The 13,347-nt window shown below is 31.4% G+C and carries 30 protein-coding genes; all 30 read left to right on the top strand.

The features are described 5' to 3' along the window. The gene (locus B5E87_RS09470; RefSeq protein WP_087244685.1) at positions 1-285 is read left to right on the top strand and encodes a hypothetical protein; all 285 of its coding nucleotides are present in this window, start codon (positions 1-3) and stop codon (positions 283-285) included. A gap of 17 nt (positions 286-302) precedes the next feature. Then, positions 303-575 (top strand): DUF5983 family protein, encoded by a 273-nt coding sequence (locus B5E87_RS09465; RefSeq protein WP_087244684.1) that lies wholly within the window; start codon positions 303-305, stop codon positions 573-575. 222 nt (positions 576-797) lie between these two features. After that, the gene (locus B5E87_RS15425; RefSeq protein ID WP_241147158.1) at positions 798-1,298 is read left to right on the top strand and encodes a hypothetical protein; all 501 of its coding nucleotides are present in this window, start codon (positions 798-800) and stop codon (positions 1,296-1,298) included. Between the two features lie 91 nt (positions 1,299-1,389). Continuing rightward, positions 1,390-1,641, top strand: coding sequence for a hypothetical protein (locus tag B5E87_RS09450; RefSeq protein ID WP_087244683.1), 252 nt, complete (start codon positions 1,390-1,392; stop codon positions 1,639-1,641). 422 nt (positions 1,642-2,063) lie between these two features. Then, complete coding sequence (locus B5E87_RS15060) at positions 2,064-2,222, top strand: hypothetical protein (RefSeq protein ID WP_158095589.1); 159 nt, start codon at positions 2,064-2,066, stop codon at positions 2,220-2,222. Positions 2,223-2,356: 134 nt separating this feature from the next. Then, positions 2,357-2,596, top strand: a complete 240-nt coding sequence (locus B5E87_RS09440) for a hypothetical protein (protein WP_087244681.1) — start codon at positions 2,357-2,359, stop codon at positions 2,594-2,596. Positions 2,597-2,644: 48 nt separating this feature from the next. Beyond that, entirely contained in the window at positions 2,645-3,250 is a 606-nt protein-coding gene (locus B5E87_RS09435; RefSeq protein WP_087244680.1) for a hypothetical protein, read from the top strand. Between the two features lie 41 nt (positions 3,251-3,291). Beyond that, positions 3,292-3,597, top strand: a complete 306-nt coding sequence (locus B5E87_RS09430) for a putative periplasmic lipoprotein (RefSeq protein WP_087244679.1) — start codon at positions 3,292-3,294, stop codon at positions 3,595-3,597. 11 nt (positions 3,598-3,608) lie between these two features. Continuing rightward, complete coding sequence (locus tag B5E87_RS09425) at positions 3,609-3,920, top strand: hypothetical protein (protein WP_087244678.1); 312 nt, start codon at positions 3,609-3,611, stop codon at positions 3,918-3,920. Then, entirely contained in the window at positions 3,917-4,417 is a 501-nt protein-coding gene (locus tag B5E87_RS09420) for a hypothetical protein (RefSeq protein WP_087244677.1), read from the top strand. The genes B5E87_RS09425 and B5E87_RS09420 overlap by 4 nt, the downstream gene beginning before the upstream one ends. Positions 4,418-4,465: 48 nt before the next feature. Then, positions 4,466-4,810 carry a hypothetical protein gene (locus B5E87_RS09415; RefSeq protein WP_087244676.1) on the top strand — a complete coding sequence of 115 codons (345 nt, stop codon included), beginning with the start codon at positions 4,466-4,468 and terminating at the stop codon, positions 4,808-4,810. An 11-nt stretch (positions 4,811-4,821) separates the two neighbouring features. Beyond that, the gene (locus B5E87_RS09410; protein WP_087244675.1) at positions 4,822-5,220 is read left to right on the top strand and encodes a hypothetical protein; all 399 of its coding nucleotides are present in this window, start codon (positions 4,822-4,824) and stop codon (positions 5,218-5,220) included. A gap of 12 nt (positions 5,221-5,232) precedes the next feature. Further along, positions 5,233-5,739, top strand: coding sequence for a DUF4241 domain-containing protein (locus B5E87_RS09405; protein WP_087244674.1), 507 nt, complete (start codon positions 5,233-5,235; stop codon positions 5,737-5,739). Positions 5,740-5,819: 80 nt separating this feature from the next. After that, on the top strand, positions 5,820-6,005 hold the full coding sequence (locus tag B5E87_RS09400; protein WP_087244673.1) for a hypothetical protein: 186 nt from the start codon (positions 5,820-5,822) through the stop codon (positions 6,003-6,005). Continuing rightward, a complete protein-coding gene (locus tag B5E87_RS09395; RefSeq protein ID WP_087244672.1) occupies positions 6,002-6,226 on the top strand; it encodes a hypothetical protein in 225 nt (74 codons plus the stop codon). The genes B5E87_RS09400 and B5E87_RS09395 overlap by 4 nt, the downstream gene beginning before the upstream one ends. 14 nt (positions 6,227-6,240) lie before the next feature. Further along, positions 6,241-6,672: a hypothetical protein gene (locus tag B5E87_RS09390; protein WP_087244671.1), complete on the top strand. Its 432-nt coding sequence runs from the start codon at positions 6,241-6,243 to the stop codon at positions 6,670-6,672. A gap of 143 nt (positions 6,673-6,815) precedes the next feature. Then, a complete protein-coding gene (locus tag B5E87_RS09385; RefSeq protein WP_087244670.1) occupies positions 6,816-7,319 on the top strand; it encodes a hypothetical protein in 504 nt (167 codons plus the stop codon). Further along, a complete protein-coding gene (locus B5E87_RS09380) occupies positions 7,306-7,500 on the top strand; it encodes a hypothetical protein (protein WP_087244669.1) in 195 nt (64 codons plus the stop codon). Before B5E87_RS09385 ends, B5E87_RS09380 begins: the two co-directional genes overlap by 14 nt. Then, complete coding sequence (locus tag B5E87_RS09375; RefSeq protein WP_087244668.1) at positions 7,485-7,805, top strand: hypothetical protein; 321 nt, start codon at positions 7,485-7,487, stop codon at positions 7,803-7,805. Before B5E87_RS09380 ends, B5E87_RS09375 begins: the two co-directional genes overlap by 16 nt. Next, on the top strand, positions 7,802-8,143 hold the full coding sequence (locus tag B5E87_RS09370) for a hypothetical protein (RefSeq protein ID WP_087244667.1): 342 nt from the start codon (positions 7,802-7,804) through the stop codon (positions 8,141-8,143). The genes B5E87_RS09375 and B5E87_RS09370 overlap by 4 nt, the downstream gene beginning before the upstream one ends. A gap of 18 nt (positions 8,144-8,161) precedes the next feature. After that, positions 8,162-8,350 (top strand): hypothetical protein, encoded by a 189-nt coding sequence (locus B5E87_RS09365; protein ID WP_087244666.1) that lies wholly within the window; start codon positions 8,162-8,164, stop codon positions 8,348-8,350. Position 8,351: 1 nt separating this feature from the next. Continuing rightward, positions 8,352-8,945 carry a hypothetical protein gene (locus tag B5E87_RS09360; RefSeq protein ID WP_087244665.1) on the top strand — a complete coding sequence of 198 codons (594 nt, stop codon included), beginning with the start codon at positions 8,352-8,354 and terminating at the stop codon, positions 8,943-8,945. A gap of 19 nt (positions 8,946-8,964) precedes the next feature. After that, a complete protein-coding gene (locus B5E87_RS09355; protein ID WP_087244664.1) occupies positions 8,965-9,186 on the top strand; it encodes a hypothetical protein in 222 nt (73 codons plus the stop codon). Positions 9,187-9,197: 11 nt separating this feature from the next. Further along, positions 9,198-9,554 (top strand): hypothetical protein, encoded by a 357-nt coding sequence (locus B5E87_RS09350; protein WP_087244663.1) that lies wholly within the window; start codon positions 9,198-9,200, stop codon positions 9,552-9,554. 24 nt (positions 9,555-9,578) lie between these two features. Next, positions 9,579-10,421, top strand: a complete 843-nt coding sequence (locus B5E87_RS09345) for a Fic family protein (protein ID WP_087244662.1) — start codon at positions 9,579-9,581, stop codon at positions 10,419-10,421. Positions 10,422-10,439: 18 nt separating this feature from the next. Then, entirely contained in the window at positions 10,440-10,868 is a 429-nt protein-coding gene (locus B5E87_RS09340; protein WP_087244661.1) for a hypothetical protein, read from the top strand. A 116-nt stretch (positions 10,869-10,984) separates the two neighbouring features. Further along, the gene (locus B5E87_RS09335) at positions 10,985-11,248 is read left to right on the top strand and encodes a hypothetical protein (RefSeq protein ID WP_087244660.1); all 264 of its coding nucleotides are present in this window, start codon (positions 10,985-10,987) and stop codon (positions 11,246-11,248) included. After that, positions 11,245-11,847, top strand: coding sequence for a hypothetical protein (locus B5E87_RS09330; RefSeq protein WP_087244659.1), 603 nt, complete (start codon positions 11,245-11,247; stop codon positions 11,845-11,847). Before B5E87_RS09335 ends, B5E87_RS09330 begins: the two co-directional genes overlap by 4 nt. Positions 11,848-11,988: 141 nt before the next feature. Continuing rightward, on the top strand, positions 11,989-12,387 hold the full coding sequence (tnpA, locus tag B5E87_RS09325) for an IS200/IS605 family transposase (protein ID WP_087244658.1): 399 nt from the start codon (positions 11,989-11,991) through the stop codon (positions 12,385-12,387). A gap of 15 nt (positions 12,388-12,402) precedes the next feature. Next, a partial coding sequence (locus tag B5E87_RS09320) for an RNA-guided endonuclease TnpB family protein (protein ID WP_087244738.1) occupies positions 12,403-13,347 on the top strand: 945 nt, incomplete at its 3' end.

Raw genomic sequence — 13,347 nt, 5'->3', positions numbered from 1 at the left:
ATGAATATGGAAATTATAGGAATGAGACATGAAGTTGAGGAGGTTGTCAGTCTCGTAAGAATTGGAAAGAGGATTTATGGTTTTGTAGAAGGACCTGGTGAATCCTATCTTCAACAATATAGTGTAAATATGGAAGATAAAAAGGGTTTGGAAAGACTAATCAGAGAATCGAACGTATCTGAAGATGCAATTGTTCTGAGTTATTTCAATCAAGATTTATTTATGGATATGTATCAACAGCTTCAGGAAGCAAGTGTTCAAGAAATATATCATGAGGATTATTAGAAATGGAGGAGAATATTATGAATATATCTAAATTGTTAACTTTATCAACGGCTCATTTAAAGCCTGTGACAAGGGATTTTCTTGTTTTGGAATCTATCAAAGGATATTATGGATTAAGTGTCTATACCAATGAATATGGTTTTTTCGTTTATGTAGATGCAGAAGAACCTAAGAATATACCTTGCGATTTATCTAATTGTTTGCAACTAGCAAAAGAAAATGACTGTGAATGGATTAAATTTGATAGGGATGAAGTACCAATAGATAATTTGAAAGTTTATGAAGGTTAAAATTTCCTAAAAAACACAGTGTATATGAATCAATTATTTATAGAAGGAGTGGAATTATGCGAGCATTATCGAAAGACTTATGGAAATATATGTATAAGACAATTGTATTTCTGGTTTCAGTTCATTTAGGAATAACATATAACGTGTGGTTTCTGGGATTACTGGTTTTGATTTTGTTTGATTAATAGAAATGAAATAAATAGTAAAAAGGAGTAGATAAATATGGAAGAATTGACAGGTTATGAAAGATATCAATTACAATGGATGATTGAACATGGTTATTCGTTGGAGGATTTATTTTCAAGATTGGACGAAATTGTTCAAGAATCTTATCCTTCAACTGACCGACCTTTACCTAGCTGGGCTTATGAAGATTTTGAAGAAATTGGTTTTAAAGGGGCGGAAATCTGGCCTTGCCAGGACGAATGGGCTAATAATGAAGCTCTTGAAGAAGACGAGGAAGATGATAATGAAATCGTATCTGAATCCTCTAATAAAATGGATAAAGTTTGTGCTTTACTAGGTGTAGAACCATACGAAAAATTCAATATCATCGCAATATATCCAAATGCTTTGAGAGATAATATTGATGGAAAGATTCGCAATCCATACTATTTCACTATTGACGGATTGGTTAACGGTTCTCATGTTCATGACAATCACAAGCTAGCAAACTTGCTCAACGGACGTTTCAAAATTGAAATCTCAAAAGAGCAGTTTTGATAGAAAGGACTGATATATATCATCGTTAAAAATTAATGATTATTTAAATGAGAAGACTATGATATAATTCTTAAAAAGGAGCGATACAAGAATGAATGGAAAAAAAGAAGTTTTAAAAAATAAAAAATATGAAAATCTTGTTGAAGAAAACTCTCGCTTAAAAATGCTTATTAAGCACATATTCAGTGCAGAAATGATGGAGTGTTCGCCTGAGTGCTGTCCATTATGTTATGAAGGCAGTTCATGTGATGGAAGTGTAGATTATTGTAAGAAGTATCATTTGGAAGATATGTCTAGAATCTTGAATAACCTTCAAAAGCAAGAGGACACAAGTCTAGAATAAAAAAGCGAATTTTAGTATAATAAAGATGGAAAAACACTGAAAGGAGTGACGATTATGTACTACCTAATCTTTATAGGGTATGTACTATGTGTAGTATGCTTGTTACAAGCCTTTTTTACCATAGTTAACATGTTTTTCCCTAAACCGGTTTTTGAAAAATGGGGTAGAAAATTTTTTGGTTGGCAGAAATCATTAATGAATATAATGTACAAAAGCATACTTACTCATATGTTCAAACAAATGAAGATGTAGACAATCATAATCTCACGCAAATGTAGTACGATAGGGGCAGCAATGCCTCTTTTTTATTTTATGAAAAATGTATATAATACAATAATATAGTATAATATATATGTAACATATAAACGAATGGGGTGTGCATTTTTGCACATCTTTTTTGTTAAGGAGAAAGGAGAATACAAATGAATAAACATTTGAATCAAAGCAAAACAGCAAATTTAGTTACTAGAAACAAGGAGATGTTCTTATCGCTTATATCAAGGACAATTATTCAAAAGAGAGTGCAGATTATGTTAAAGAATTTGATATTGATTTATCAAAGAATACTGTTCAGGATATAAATGGATACTATCATTATTATAAGGAAGGTATAGAAAGTTTAAAAGTTGATAAAAATGAAGTAAGAGATTTTATTGACACATTATCTCATAATGAATTGGCATTTTTAACTTATAAATCAGGTGGAGCGGGGTATATGTTAGCTTTACCTTATGTTAAAGGACATTCAGCTGAATATGGATGGAAACAATACATTCAAGATTCTATCCTCTATACTCCACAATTCAATGTGGCAAAAAAGGAAATTTATGATTTTAGAAACTATGATTTTGGAAAGAATCATGATTTTTATAATTCTAGAAGTTTTATTGATTTGCTAAGTGATATTGATACGTCTGTATTAGAACAGATTTCATACGAAAAAGAGAATAGATAAGTATGGCTATGATAGAATATAAACAGGAATAAATCTAGGAGGGATATTTTGAATTATACTTATTCAACAGAAGTCAAGAAATGTAAAGGAGAAAATCAAATAAGTTTCATGGTTATGATAAAGAATCAAAAGTGTACTGTTATAGCTTCTGATTCAAGACTTACAAGACATACAAAAGATGGAATTGTTTATGATGATAGTTTTCAAAAAGTATTTAAAATGAAGGATATGATTGTTGGGATAACAGGCTACTATGGAGAAGATGAACGTCTATTGAAAAAGATTATTAATATATTGAATAACAATAGTATGGAATTATCTTTACAAAAACTAGACTATATTGCTCAAAATACAAGAAAAACTATCAACATCTTTATTGCAACTCCTCATATTGCATGTGTTGTCGATTTGATTGATGGAAAAAGTCATATCAAAACCTTAGACAATGGTATTCATTTGTATAGTTCAGGGGCGCATAACTATATGGTTCAAAACCTTGATATACAAATGATATATGGAAAGGGGAAAGAAGAATTAAAACAGACAGTAAAAGAGCTAGTTCAAAATGAAATTCTAGTTGATGAATACATACATTCATTGAATCCAAACTATAATCAAACAATAGGAGGATATGTAGAAATTGAAAGTATATAGAGGTTCTAAGGAATCTCTTTTTTATTAGGAGGATAAAAGAAATGAAAAAGATTATTGTAGGAAGTTTAGTAGCGTTATTATTGACTGGATGTAGTTCTGATGTGATGGAAAATAGCTATTATAGCTATGAAGAATCAGATTCTGAACCTACACAAAAGACACAGGAAAGTGCAGATAAACAAGAAAGATTAAGTGTTGTATCTTCACAAATGGATAACAATTATCTAGAGTATCAAATTATAAAGGATAATAAGACAAATAAGGAATATTTAGTTGTCCATAAACATAAAGTAGGACTTGATGTGATTCCTTTGGATGAAACAACAGGCCAAACTGAAAGTAAATAGGAGGAAAAATAATGGATATAAAGGATATAAGAAAAGCAATTGATAGTGTTGGTAATCTTGAATTGAAGGATGATTCTTTTGTAGCAGATAATCAAGATTTTGATAATCTTGCTAGATATGCAAATAACTTAACTCGAATCATCAATAAAATATTTTCATCACAAGAATCTGTAAAAGCAATCATAGAATGTTCGCCAGAGTGTTGCCCGCTTTGTCATAAAGATAGTGAATGTGATGGAAGTATAAAAATTTGTAGAAAGTATCATTTGAGTGATATGCAAAGAATAATGCAAAATCTAAAAAAACAGGGTGAAAATCAATGATTCAATATACATTTGAATTATCAAAGTCAAAAGGAGGCTGGTTAGATATCACTATTCGTGATGAACAAACAACTATCAAGTTTCCTGTAAGTTATTTATGTGACCCTATCTATATGCTGTTGAATACATTCGTCATGCTATTAACAAAAGAAAGAAAATACTTAATAACCGGCGAATATGAGTGGGGTCCATTCCCTTCTTTATATTTTGAAGGAGAAGGCGTCGACACATATGTAACGCTTGGAGACTGCGAAACCATTGTTAATGTCATTAAGGATAATGTTTATCAGTCCCATTCTTTCTTAATAGACTGGGAAGAGCTCATGAATGAAGTGATGGAGCAATTGACTGACGAGTATATCAATACATATTGCTATGATTGGTACGACAATCAAGAAGAAGCAGATGAAATTAAAATGTTAAAGAAAAAAGTTCAAGACTTATACAATGATATACGTAAAAAAGAAAGCGAAAAAGGAGAAGAACATAAGATATGAATTATTAATAAAGGATGTTTAAATTAACAAAAATGAAGGAGGAAAACTATGAGTGTAGAAAATGAGGACAATTTTAAAAAATGGTATGAAAATTTATCATCAGATGATATTGATTTAGTAGATAAGTTTAGTAATATGTGTGAAAACGAAATAAGTGAAGAGCTTGTTGAATTGATAAATAAAAATAAAGAAAAATACTATCCAAGAATCGAAAAATACATAAAAGAACATATTATGGATTATAAGGCCTTCATCATTACTGAAACACAGTCATTGTATAACCAGCAGTTAACTGATTCTAATGAAGATTGGGATTGGGGACTATACAACTGTGATGAAATATATGTAAGAGCAATTGCTGCTGCTCTTGGATTTTTGTGGATGGTAAATTAGGAGGAAAACATATGAAAGCAATTAACATTCAATGGGACACTGACTCAGATAAAGAATTATTGGAACTTCCAAAAGAGATTGAGATTCCATCGTTTATTAAAGAAGACGAAGATGCAATTTCTGACTATATTACTAATAAGACAGGTTTCTGTCATAAAGGATTTGAATTGTTAAAAGATTATTATATTCCAGTTACATGGGAAGTTAGGGATGAAGTCAAAATTGAAGCGACATCATTAAAAGAGGCTATCAAGTATTTTAAAGAACATATTAACGAAATTCCATTAGGAACAGAACCAAAGTATATTGATGATTCATACCAGATTGATGATGGAAATAATGGTCAAGCAACAGTAGAAGAAACTCTCCAATACCTCAAAGAATTCTGGTATTTTGATGATGAGGAGTAGTGAGAAATATATATGAACAATATTGAAAAAATAACAAAAAGAGATAATGTAGAGTATATTGGAGATATTGAATTAGATAAAGAGTGTACTGTATCTGACCCATGCTACAATATGGAAACATGGTGCATGTGTAAGTTGAAGGATATGTTACCAGGTAATTATCATTGTTTTATCAAGAAAAATAATGATGGACTTGTTTCAACATTATATATTTATCATGAAAAATATATAAGAGAACCTAAAACAATGATAGATTTTGTCTCAGTAGATTCGGGACAAGCAGGATTTTATGATAGTGACTATTTCATAAAAACAAGAGGAAAAGATGATGAGGAATGGAAATGGTACAAGGAAATATGTAGTTTAACTTATCATTCAGACAGTTCTGAACTAACGGGTGGAACTAAAGATAAGAAGTGTTGTGTATCCTCAAGTGGAGATGGTGATGGAAGCTATCCATTGTTTATCCATAAAAATACAAAAGGCCAGATTGTTTCGGCATGTATCCAATATTTATGATATAATGAAAGAGTAAAATATAAACGAAATTGAGACGTGCAATGCACGTCTTTTTTGTTTGGAGAAAGGAGAAAATGATGATGAGACAAGAAATTCAAGAAGCATTAGAAATTATAGAATGTGCTTTGCAAACTCCTATCGAAGTTTGTGAAGCTAACAAAGAAAAATACAAAAAAATCTGTCCTTCACATACTTGTGTTATATGTGATAGAAAAAGAAGTTTTGAAATTATCAAACAAAAGTTAAGAAAGGAACCACTACAATGAATAGAATAGTTAATCTTATCAATCAGTTACAAACAAAAAGACATCCGGAATATGGAATGACAAAGATTCAAGGATGCAAATTATCTCAAAGCGATGTAGATACAGCCTTATTGTATTTAACAGAGATGTATAAAAATGGAGGGAATTTCCCAAACCTAATGCCTATTTACAATACTGAAATCAAAAAATTATTTGAAAAGAACCATTTACCAACATGCTAAAGGAGGACGCTTATATGCAAAAAGAAGATAAGTTGTTTCTGTTATTACTACAGATACATAGCGATGGAGATTTCTATTGGAAGTTGAAAACATTTCCAGAAGAAAAGGATGAGCATGGATATAGAATGGATGAAGTCTGTATATATCTTAAAAATCCAACTGAAGGTGATATAAGAAAAATTTTGTTTCAGATTGCTGATGAATTTGCAGAGTCATTTGATGGAAAAGAATATTATATAGACCTTAAAGATAAATATGTTCAAGAATTTAAAGATGAGCATAATATTTCAAGGCTTCTAAAATACGGCGAGTTTTATAAAGAATATGGAAACCAAAGCTTGTCTGTACATTTTATTCCATATGTTACAAAAACTATCAAAATTCATAACACTAATGAAATTAAAGAAATCGGACAATTTGACGTAAAATACTGCAACTTACTGTAAGGAGAAAAGATGAAATATAACCATATAGATTTTCAAAATAACCAAATCCAAGATTATAGAAGGAGAGTTTCATATAAGAATTCTGATAGAGAAAACAACGTCATAAAGATGATAGAAAGAATACAGAAAGGAGATGATTACTCATGCTTTTCAAGAAAAAGAAAGAAGTTCTTTTAAATCATGGATTATTGGCAGAAGCTTTAATGAGTTTAACTGTTAAAAACTGGTACGATTTTGAAAGAAAAACTAAACAATTTATTGAAAATCCATGGCATTACAATCCAAATATCCGTATAGATGAGCATATTAGATTTGAATTAAGCAACTTTGATAAAAAATATAGTTATTCATTTCATGTAGATACATATATCAATGACATTAGAGTCAATTCTTATTTTTTTACTCTAGATAGTAAAAACTACGGTTCAGATTTTTGGCAAGAATGGAAATTATCTAGTAAGGATATTTATCACCCTCTGCCTGATTCTATTATTAAAAGAATTAATGATTATTCATTTTCTTTGGTCGATAAAAAACATCAGCAACTCAATGCTGAAAAAAAGAAAGTGGAAGCTAGAAAACAATCTATCTGGCAAAAAGAAGAGGATAAGTTGAAGGAGGTATTTAAGAATTATGAACAGAAATGATGATTACAGAAATACATCCAGAATTATGATGAGTTCCATCAAAAATAGTTCAGCTCATGAAACAGTCAATAAGAATAGAGGATGCGAAAATACCAATCCCAGTATCGAATGTCAAAACAGACAATGGATGTTTTCATATTTATCAAATCGTAATGGAGGAGTAGTATGCAAAGAAAACTAACAGCAAAAGACAAAGCTTATCTCAAAGAAAAAGCGAAGTATCGTCATTGGCTCAATCAACTTGAAAATGAAGTGAGAAATCAAAACAAAACGATTATGGAACTGAATCAGAAGATTGCACAATTGGAAAGTCAGATTATTTCTAAAGATGAATGGATTGAACGTTTATTAGAATTGACAAAACTGACACCAAACCAAGTAGAAAACTATCTTCATGAGATTCATTATCATCATGAGAATGAAAAGGAGTTAGTTAATACTCTCCAAATTCTCAAAAAATACTTTCAACCGGAGGAATGGATATGAGCGAAAAAATAAAAACACCATACAAAATCAAAGAACAATCTGTCTACCTTTGGGCACCTGTTGAATTAGACCAGCAAGCCAAGGATAAGTTAGAAAGTTATCTACCAAAATTCCAGAATGCACCATCAATATACCCATTTATCAGTGGTATCAAAGCCTGTGATGAGATTTACAGGGAGTTGGTAGATTGCTGCGTTATTGATACATATGAATATGAAAAGAAATGTCGCAAACTAAGAAAATCCTTCCCACATTTCATTGTAGGCGAAGGGAAAGGCTTATATCACTATTACTTAATAGATGATTTTAAACAATGGATTGAGGAAGAGTTTGCTTAGAAAAACTCAGGAGGACATATGTACAAATACATTAAAATAGCACCTAAAACACCACGCAACAAAAGAACACAAGAAGTCATCCCGATGACGACCCTGCCAGAAGCACTGAAACATATCAATTTCAATCAATATGAGATATTGGAAACAACAGTGGATAATGCAGGAAATATTTCGGGATTTTTAGTAAAGGAAAGAGAGGATAAATAGAATGGATTTAATGAAGAAAACTGAAAACAGAATCACATTTATTGGAATTGCTAAAAAATACATTAAACGAGAAGGGATTGAAAACCTTCTCAAATACATTGAAAATACTGACTTTTTTGAAGCTCCAGCCAGCAGTCGTTATCATTTGGCTGTACCTGGGGGATTATGTCAGCATAGCTTGAACGTCTATTACAGATTGATTAGAGAATATAGAGAAGAATATGGAGAGATTCCTGATGACAAGAAAGAAACGTTAACCATTGTGTCATTGTTTCATGATTTGTGCAAAGCCGACTTTTACAAGCAAGATACAAGAAATGTCAAGGTTGATGGGGTGTGGACAAAAGTACCATGCTATACATTTGATGAGAAATTCCCAATCGGACACTCTGAAAAATCCATCATTCTTATCATGAAGCATATGTCATTAACAGATGAAGAGATTGCCTGTATCAATACTCACATGGGATTTACAGATTCCAGAGTGAAAGGTGGAGATTATTCGATTGTCAACATCTGGCAGCAGTATCCTTTAGGAATGTTACTGCATGTAGCAGATATGAAAGCATCGCAGATTGATGAAGTTGAAAAATAAAAAAGAAAGAAGGAAAAATATGAGATATTCAGTAAGTTTATATGATAGAGAATCAAATAAATCTGTCGAAATGATTCATACAGATAAGGAAAATCTTGCATTGAAATATGCAGATATGTTGTTTGAAAAGGTGAAAAGAAAAGAAAAAATAAACCTTAGAACAAACAAACCCTATACATCTGTCACGTTTAATGACAGTCAAACAGGAATGGTCGTTGAATATCATAACTCTCATTTATAAAGGGGGAAATTATGGAAAAAGTAGAAGCTATTTTATGTGATAATGATAGAGGTATCATATTAACACATGGAGAAAAGGAAAGAGTTCACCAGGCATATATTGAATTATCAACAGTATATGAAATGAATCATCTTCCAAACAATCTTCAGGTGATTGAAATCAAAGAATGGTTAAGAGGCTATTATCAAACAGATGAACAATTGAAGCAATTAACAGAGAATATGATTCAATTATCCTATGAATGTCAAGGATTTTTTAGAGAATTTAAAAGACTTGTTGATAATCGTACTTCATATAGTCATATTTATAAACTTGTTTATTATTATAAAAAGAATTGGTTACAAACCCAAAACATGGTAGAATGTTGATAGAGTTTGAAAGGAGTTGATATTGTGAACCAATACGACGAATTTAAATATACGGTCATTTCTGAAACAGAAGAGGGAAAGACACGACAGTTATATTGGAATATTGCCTTTGGTCTTCAGGATGTAGACAACATTAAGCCTTCTAAATATATGATTCAGCTGGCTAGGGAAAATGTTGAAGGAAAAAAAAGCTATGATGAGGTTTATAAGGATATCAACACTTATTACCATTCACATACTGACAGTCATATCAATAAGGATGAACAGGAAGCCGACATTGTTTCAGCAAGAATTGTTCAGATGTTGAGTAGTCCTACATTCAGATTTGATTACAATACATTGAAAATGTATCATAAATATCTTTTCAGTGATGTTGATATTTCTATATCACATAAATATGTAGGTCAATTTAGGGATTATAATATCACGAAAAAAGAGCCTATCTTGGAAGGCGATACAGTCATGTACGCCGATTATATGATGATAGAAGATACATTGAAATATGACTTTAACGAAGAAAAAAATCAGAATTATACGAAGATGAACAGGGAACAGATTGTCAAACGTTTAGCTACGTTTACATCTCGCATTTGGCAGGTTCATCCTTTTGGAGAAGGAAATACAAGAACAACAGCACTATTTATTCAAAAATACATCATGTATCTAGGACTCAAGGATATGAATAATGAGTTGTTTAAGGATTATTCAAAGTATTTCAGAAATGCTCTTGTTCGAGCTAACTATACAAACATCACAAAAGGAATAAGCGAAACAGATGAATACCTTGTCAAATTCTTCTCAAATCTTCTTTATCAGACAGATTATTCATTAGATAATGATGAATTGTACATTTCTAAAAATAGATAGACAGAAAGGGAAAATATAATGGAACATCAAAAAACATTCACGTTAGACAAGTCACTCATGACGGACAAAATTAAAAATGAAGCAAAGAAAAGAATGGAACTATTGCAACTTTCACAAAGAGTTATAGACGAATTCATAAATAATGGAAATATTATGATGTCTGATTTTGATGGTCAGATTGTTGATTTAGATTCAGAAGCCATCAGAGGGATAGAAAAAACCATTTCAAGAGGATATGTACCTTATCATGTTTTGAAATATTATATACCTGATTATGGTCTTTATACACGCGATGTTTTTTATATATCATCTTATGAAGAAGAATGGGATTTTGAGCGTCCAACAGGGCAATATGCTTTTATCGCCAGCTTTGGTGAATTTGACGAATCAGGAAGCATCGTGTATTTAGCAAGTGATAGATATGAAGGAGTCAAAAGAATTGGATAAAATAATTCTGTAAATAAAACGATATCAATAATATATGATATAATATTCATGTAAATACTAAACGAAACAGGACACGCATTGCGTGTCTTTTTTTATTGAAAAGGAGGCGCGAAAAGATGTTTGAAAGATTCAAAAGAAGAAACGAAACAGAAAATCATCAGATTGTTATTCCCGATGGTATGGAATTTGACAATGAATTGTTAGCTAAGTCCATAACATCAGATGGCAGAGATGTCAGAATGGAATGGATTAGCAGTTGTAAACAGATGTATAGAAACTGTGAAATCAATTGTTTGATGTATATGTTCTGTCCGGCAGCAAGAATGGCAGAGGCTATGATGGATGATTATAGAAGAAAAAAGAAAGGAGTTCAATTATGAGAAAAGAGAAAACGACAAATATTTATGTGGATAATCAAAGAATACAGATTAAAAAGAAACACGGATTCTTTTCATATTTTAAGATGTATATATTGATGTCCTTATTGGGTATATTAGTTTTTGGTATTGCGATAAGTGTGTTTTTAATGGATTATCAGTTGATATTAGAGATTTTAATGAGATATACACCTGTAACCGTTACAACAATTTATGCAGTTATAATTCTTTTTACTAATATAAAGTGGCTAAGAAATCATCTTTATATACCATTAACTCATGAGGAATTAGTTAGCAATCAAATAAAAACTTGTAAGCAATATAGAAATGTTATTTATAATATGTTCTATTATAAACCTTTAGAAAGAGCTATTCATGATATTGAAAACACAGCAAAAGAAGAGTTCCAAAAAGAGATTGATATATGGAATTTTTATAATAAAGAACGATGTGAGCAAGTTATTCCTATTTGTTATGTTGCATTATTTATGTCCATTTTTATTTATAGCCTTTGCAACCTAGGAAATGAAGAATTTATAGCAACTCAATGGATAACGGGTATAATTTATATTTTGATTTATAAGGTGCTTCAAGATTTTTAAGAAACCAGTCAAGAATTCTCGGTTCATAGCGTAGCGATGTGCCGAGATGAATTGACTATATGTTTAAGTGTATATTTGTTATTTGTACAAATATATTTAGATATTTTACAAATATATCCGTAAATATGATATACTATATGTATGAAAGATAAATATACAAAAACAAGAACTTGCGTCTACAACATCAATTATCATATTGTCTGGTGTGTCAAATATAGAAAGGGCATACTCACAGATGACATAGCCAAGGAACTGAAAGATATTTTACAACAGACAGCACAGGATAAAGGGTTCATTATTCATGAATGTGCTGTTGGAGATGGAAATCATGTTCATCTGTTTGTTTCTGCACCACCAAAGCTTGCTCCGTCCTATATAGTTAAAATGCTAAAAGGTATCAGTGGCAGAAAACTGTTCATGAATCACCCCGATATTGCTACGAAGCTATATAATGGAACAATATGGAACCATAGCTTCTACATTGAGACGATTGGTTCAACAAGTGAAGAAAACATCAGAAAATATATCAATAATCAGTAAACAGGAGGAGACAACATGGCAACAGCCTATAAAGCCTATAAATATAGAATCTATCCTACGGATGAACAAGCTCAATTATTTCAGAAAACTTTTGGCTGTTGTCGTTTTATTTGGAATATGATGCTTTCAGATAAGATAGATTATTACAATAAAGAAAAGATGATGCTGAAATGCACACCAGCACAGTACAAGAAAAAATATGATTTTCTAAGAGAGGTCGACTCTCTAGCTCTGGCAAATGTTCAATTGAACCTGCAAAGTGCATTTCAGAAGTTCTTCAAGGAAAAGAAAGCAGGATTTCCTCATTTTCATAGCAAGAAGAAGACAAGGAAATCCTATACAACAAACAAGGTAGGCAACAATATTGATATCAATGACAGATATATCAAGTTGCCTAAAGTTGGTATAGTCAGAATAAAGAAACATAGAGAACCATATGGTGTACTTAAGTCGGTGACAGTATCTCAGACATCAACAGGAAAGTATTTTGTATCCATTCTTTTCGAGTATGAAAACCAAGTACAGGAAAAGAATGATACAGCCAAATCTGTTGGACTGGACTTCTCCATGAAGGAACTTTATGTCGATAGCTCTGGCAATGAGCCAAGTTATCCACACTTCTACAGAAAGAAGGAAAGAAGGCTTGCCAGAGAGCAGAGAAAGCTGTCAAAGATGTACAGAAAAGGATTACCACAGTCCAACAGATACTACAGACAAAAAATGAAAGTCAACAAATTATATGAGAAGATAGCTAATCAAAGAAAGGATTTTCTACATAAGCTATCACGACATCTTGTGGATACATATGACTATATCTGCATTGAAGATGTCGATATGAAAGCCATGTCACAATGTCTGAACTTTGGTAAAAGCGTACATGACAATGGCTGGGGCATGTTTACCAGTATGCTGGCCTACAAATGTGAGGAAGAAGGTAAACATCTTCAGAAGATAGACAAA

Source organism: Massilimicrobiota sp. An142, assembly GCF_002160725.1.
Taxonomy (GTDB): Bacteria; Bacillota_I; Bacilli_A; order Erysipelotrichales; family Coprobacillaceae; genus Allocoprobacillus; species Allocoprobacillus merdigallinarum.
Note: the sequence above shows the minus strand (reverse complement) of the source record. Positions and strands in the feature narration are given on the sequence as shown.

Coding starts and splice junctions, on each gene's coding strand:
- B5E87_RS15425 (WP_241147158.1), top strand. CDS start 798: ATGGAAGAATTGACAGGTTATGAAAGATATCAATTACAATGGATGATT.
- B5E87_RS09465 (WP_087244684.1), top strand. CDS start 303: ATGAATATATCTAAATTGTTAACTTTATCAACGGCTCATTTAAAGCCT.
- B5E87_RS09415 (WP_087244676.1), top strand. CDS start 4,466: ATGAGTGTAGAAAATGAGGACAATTTTAAAAAATGGTATGAAAATTTA.
- B5E87_RS09405 (WP_087244674.1), top strand. CDS start 5,233: ATGAACAATATTGAAAAAATAACAAAAAGAGATAATGTAGAGTATATT.
- B5E87_RS09440 (WP_087244681.1), top strand. CDS start 2,357: ATGTTAGCTTTACCTTATGTTAAAGGACATTCAGCTGAATATGGATGG.
- B5E87_RS09450 (WP_087244683.1), top strand. CDS start 1,390: ATGAATGGAAAAAAAGAAGTTTTAAAAAATAAAAAATATGAAAATCTT.
- B5E87_RS09375 (WP_087244668.1), top strand. CDS start 7,485: ATGCAAAGAAAACTAACAGCAAAAGACAAAGCTTATCTCAAAGAAAAA.
- tnpA (WP_087244658.1), top strand. CDS start 11,989: ATGAAAGATAAATATACAAAAACAAGAACTTGCGTCTACAACATCAAT.
- B5E87_RS09335 (WP_087244660.1), top strand. CDS start 10,985: ATGTTTGAAAGATTCAAAAGAAGAAACGAAACAGAAAATCATCAGATT.
- B5E87_RS09370 (WP_087244667.1), top strand. CDS start 7,802: ATGAGCGAAAAAATAAAAACACCATACAAAATCAAAGAACAATCTGTC.
- B5E87_RS09430 (WP_087244679.1), top strand. CDS start 3,292: ATGAAAAAGATTATTGTAGGAAGTTTAGTAGCGTTATTATTGACTGGA.
- B5E87_RS09400 (WP_087244673.1), top strand. CDS start 5,820: ATGAGACAAGAAATTCAAGAAGCATTAGAAATTATAGAATGTGCTTTG.
- B5E87_RS09330 (WP_087244659.1), top strand. CDS start 11,245: ATGAGAAAAGAGAAAACGACAAATATTTATGTGGATAATCAAAGAATA.
- B5E87_RS09340 (WP_087244661.1), top strand. CDS start 10,440: ATGGAACATCAAAAAACATTCACGTTAGACAAGTCACTCATGACGGAC.
- B5E87_RS09390 (WP_087244671.1), top strand. CDS start 6,241: ATGCAAAAAGAAGATAAGTTGTTTCTGTTATTACTACAGATACATAGC.
- B5E87_RS09380 (WP_087244669.1), top strand. CDS start 7,306: ATGAACAGAAATGATGATTACAGAAATACATCCAGAATTATGATGAGT.
- B5E87_RS09470 (WP_087244685.1), top strand. CDS start 1: ATGAATATGGAAATTATAGGAATGAGACATGAAGTTGAGGAGGTTGTC.
- B5E87_RS15060 (WP_158095589.1), top strand. CDS start 2,064: ATGAATAAACATTTGAATCAAAGCAAAACAGCAAATTTAGTTACTAGA.
- B5E87_RS09420 (WP_087244677.1), top strand. CDS start 3,917: ATGATTCAATATACATTTGAATTATCAAAGTCAAAAGGAGGCTGGTTA.
- B5E87_RS09365 (WP_087244666.1), top strand. CDS start 8,162: ATGTACAAATACATTAAAATAGCACCTAAAACACCACGCAACAAAAGA.
- B5E87_RS09395 (WP_087244672.1), top strand. CDS start 6,002: ATGAATAGAATAGTTAATCTTATCAATCAGTTACAAACAAAAAGACAT.
- B5E87_RS09355 (WP_087244664.1), top strand. CDS start 8,965: ATGAGATATTCAGTAAGTTTATATGATAGAGAATCAAATAAATCTGTC.
- B5E87_RS09350 (WP_087244663.1), top strand. CDS start 9,198: ATGGAAAAAGTAGAAGCTATTTTATGTGATAATGATAGAGGTATCATA.
- B5E87_RS09360 (WP_087244665.1), top strand. CDS start 8,352: ATGGATTTAATGAAGAAAACTGAAAACAGAATCACATTTATTGGAATT.
- B5E87_RS09410 (WP_087244675.1), top strand. CDS start 4,822: ATGAAAGCAATTAACATTCAATGGGACACTGACTCAGATAAAGAATTA.
- B5E87_RS09425 (WP_087244678.1), top strand. CDS start 3,609: ATGGATATAAAGGATATAAGAAAAGCAATTGATAGTGTTGGTAATCTT.
- B5E87_RS09385 (WP_087244670.1), top strand. CDS start 6,816: ATGCTTTTCAAGAAAAAGAAAGAAGTTCTTTTAAATCATGGATTATTG.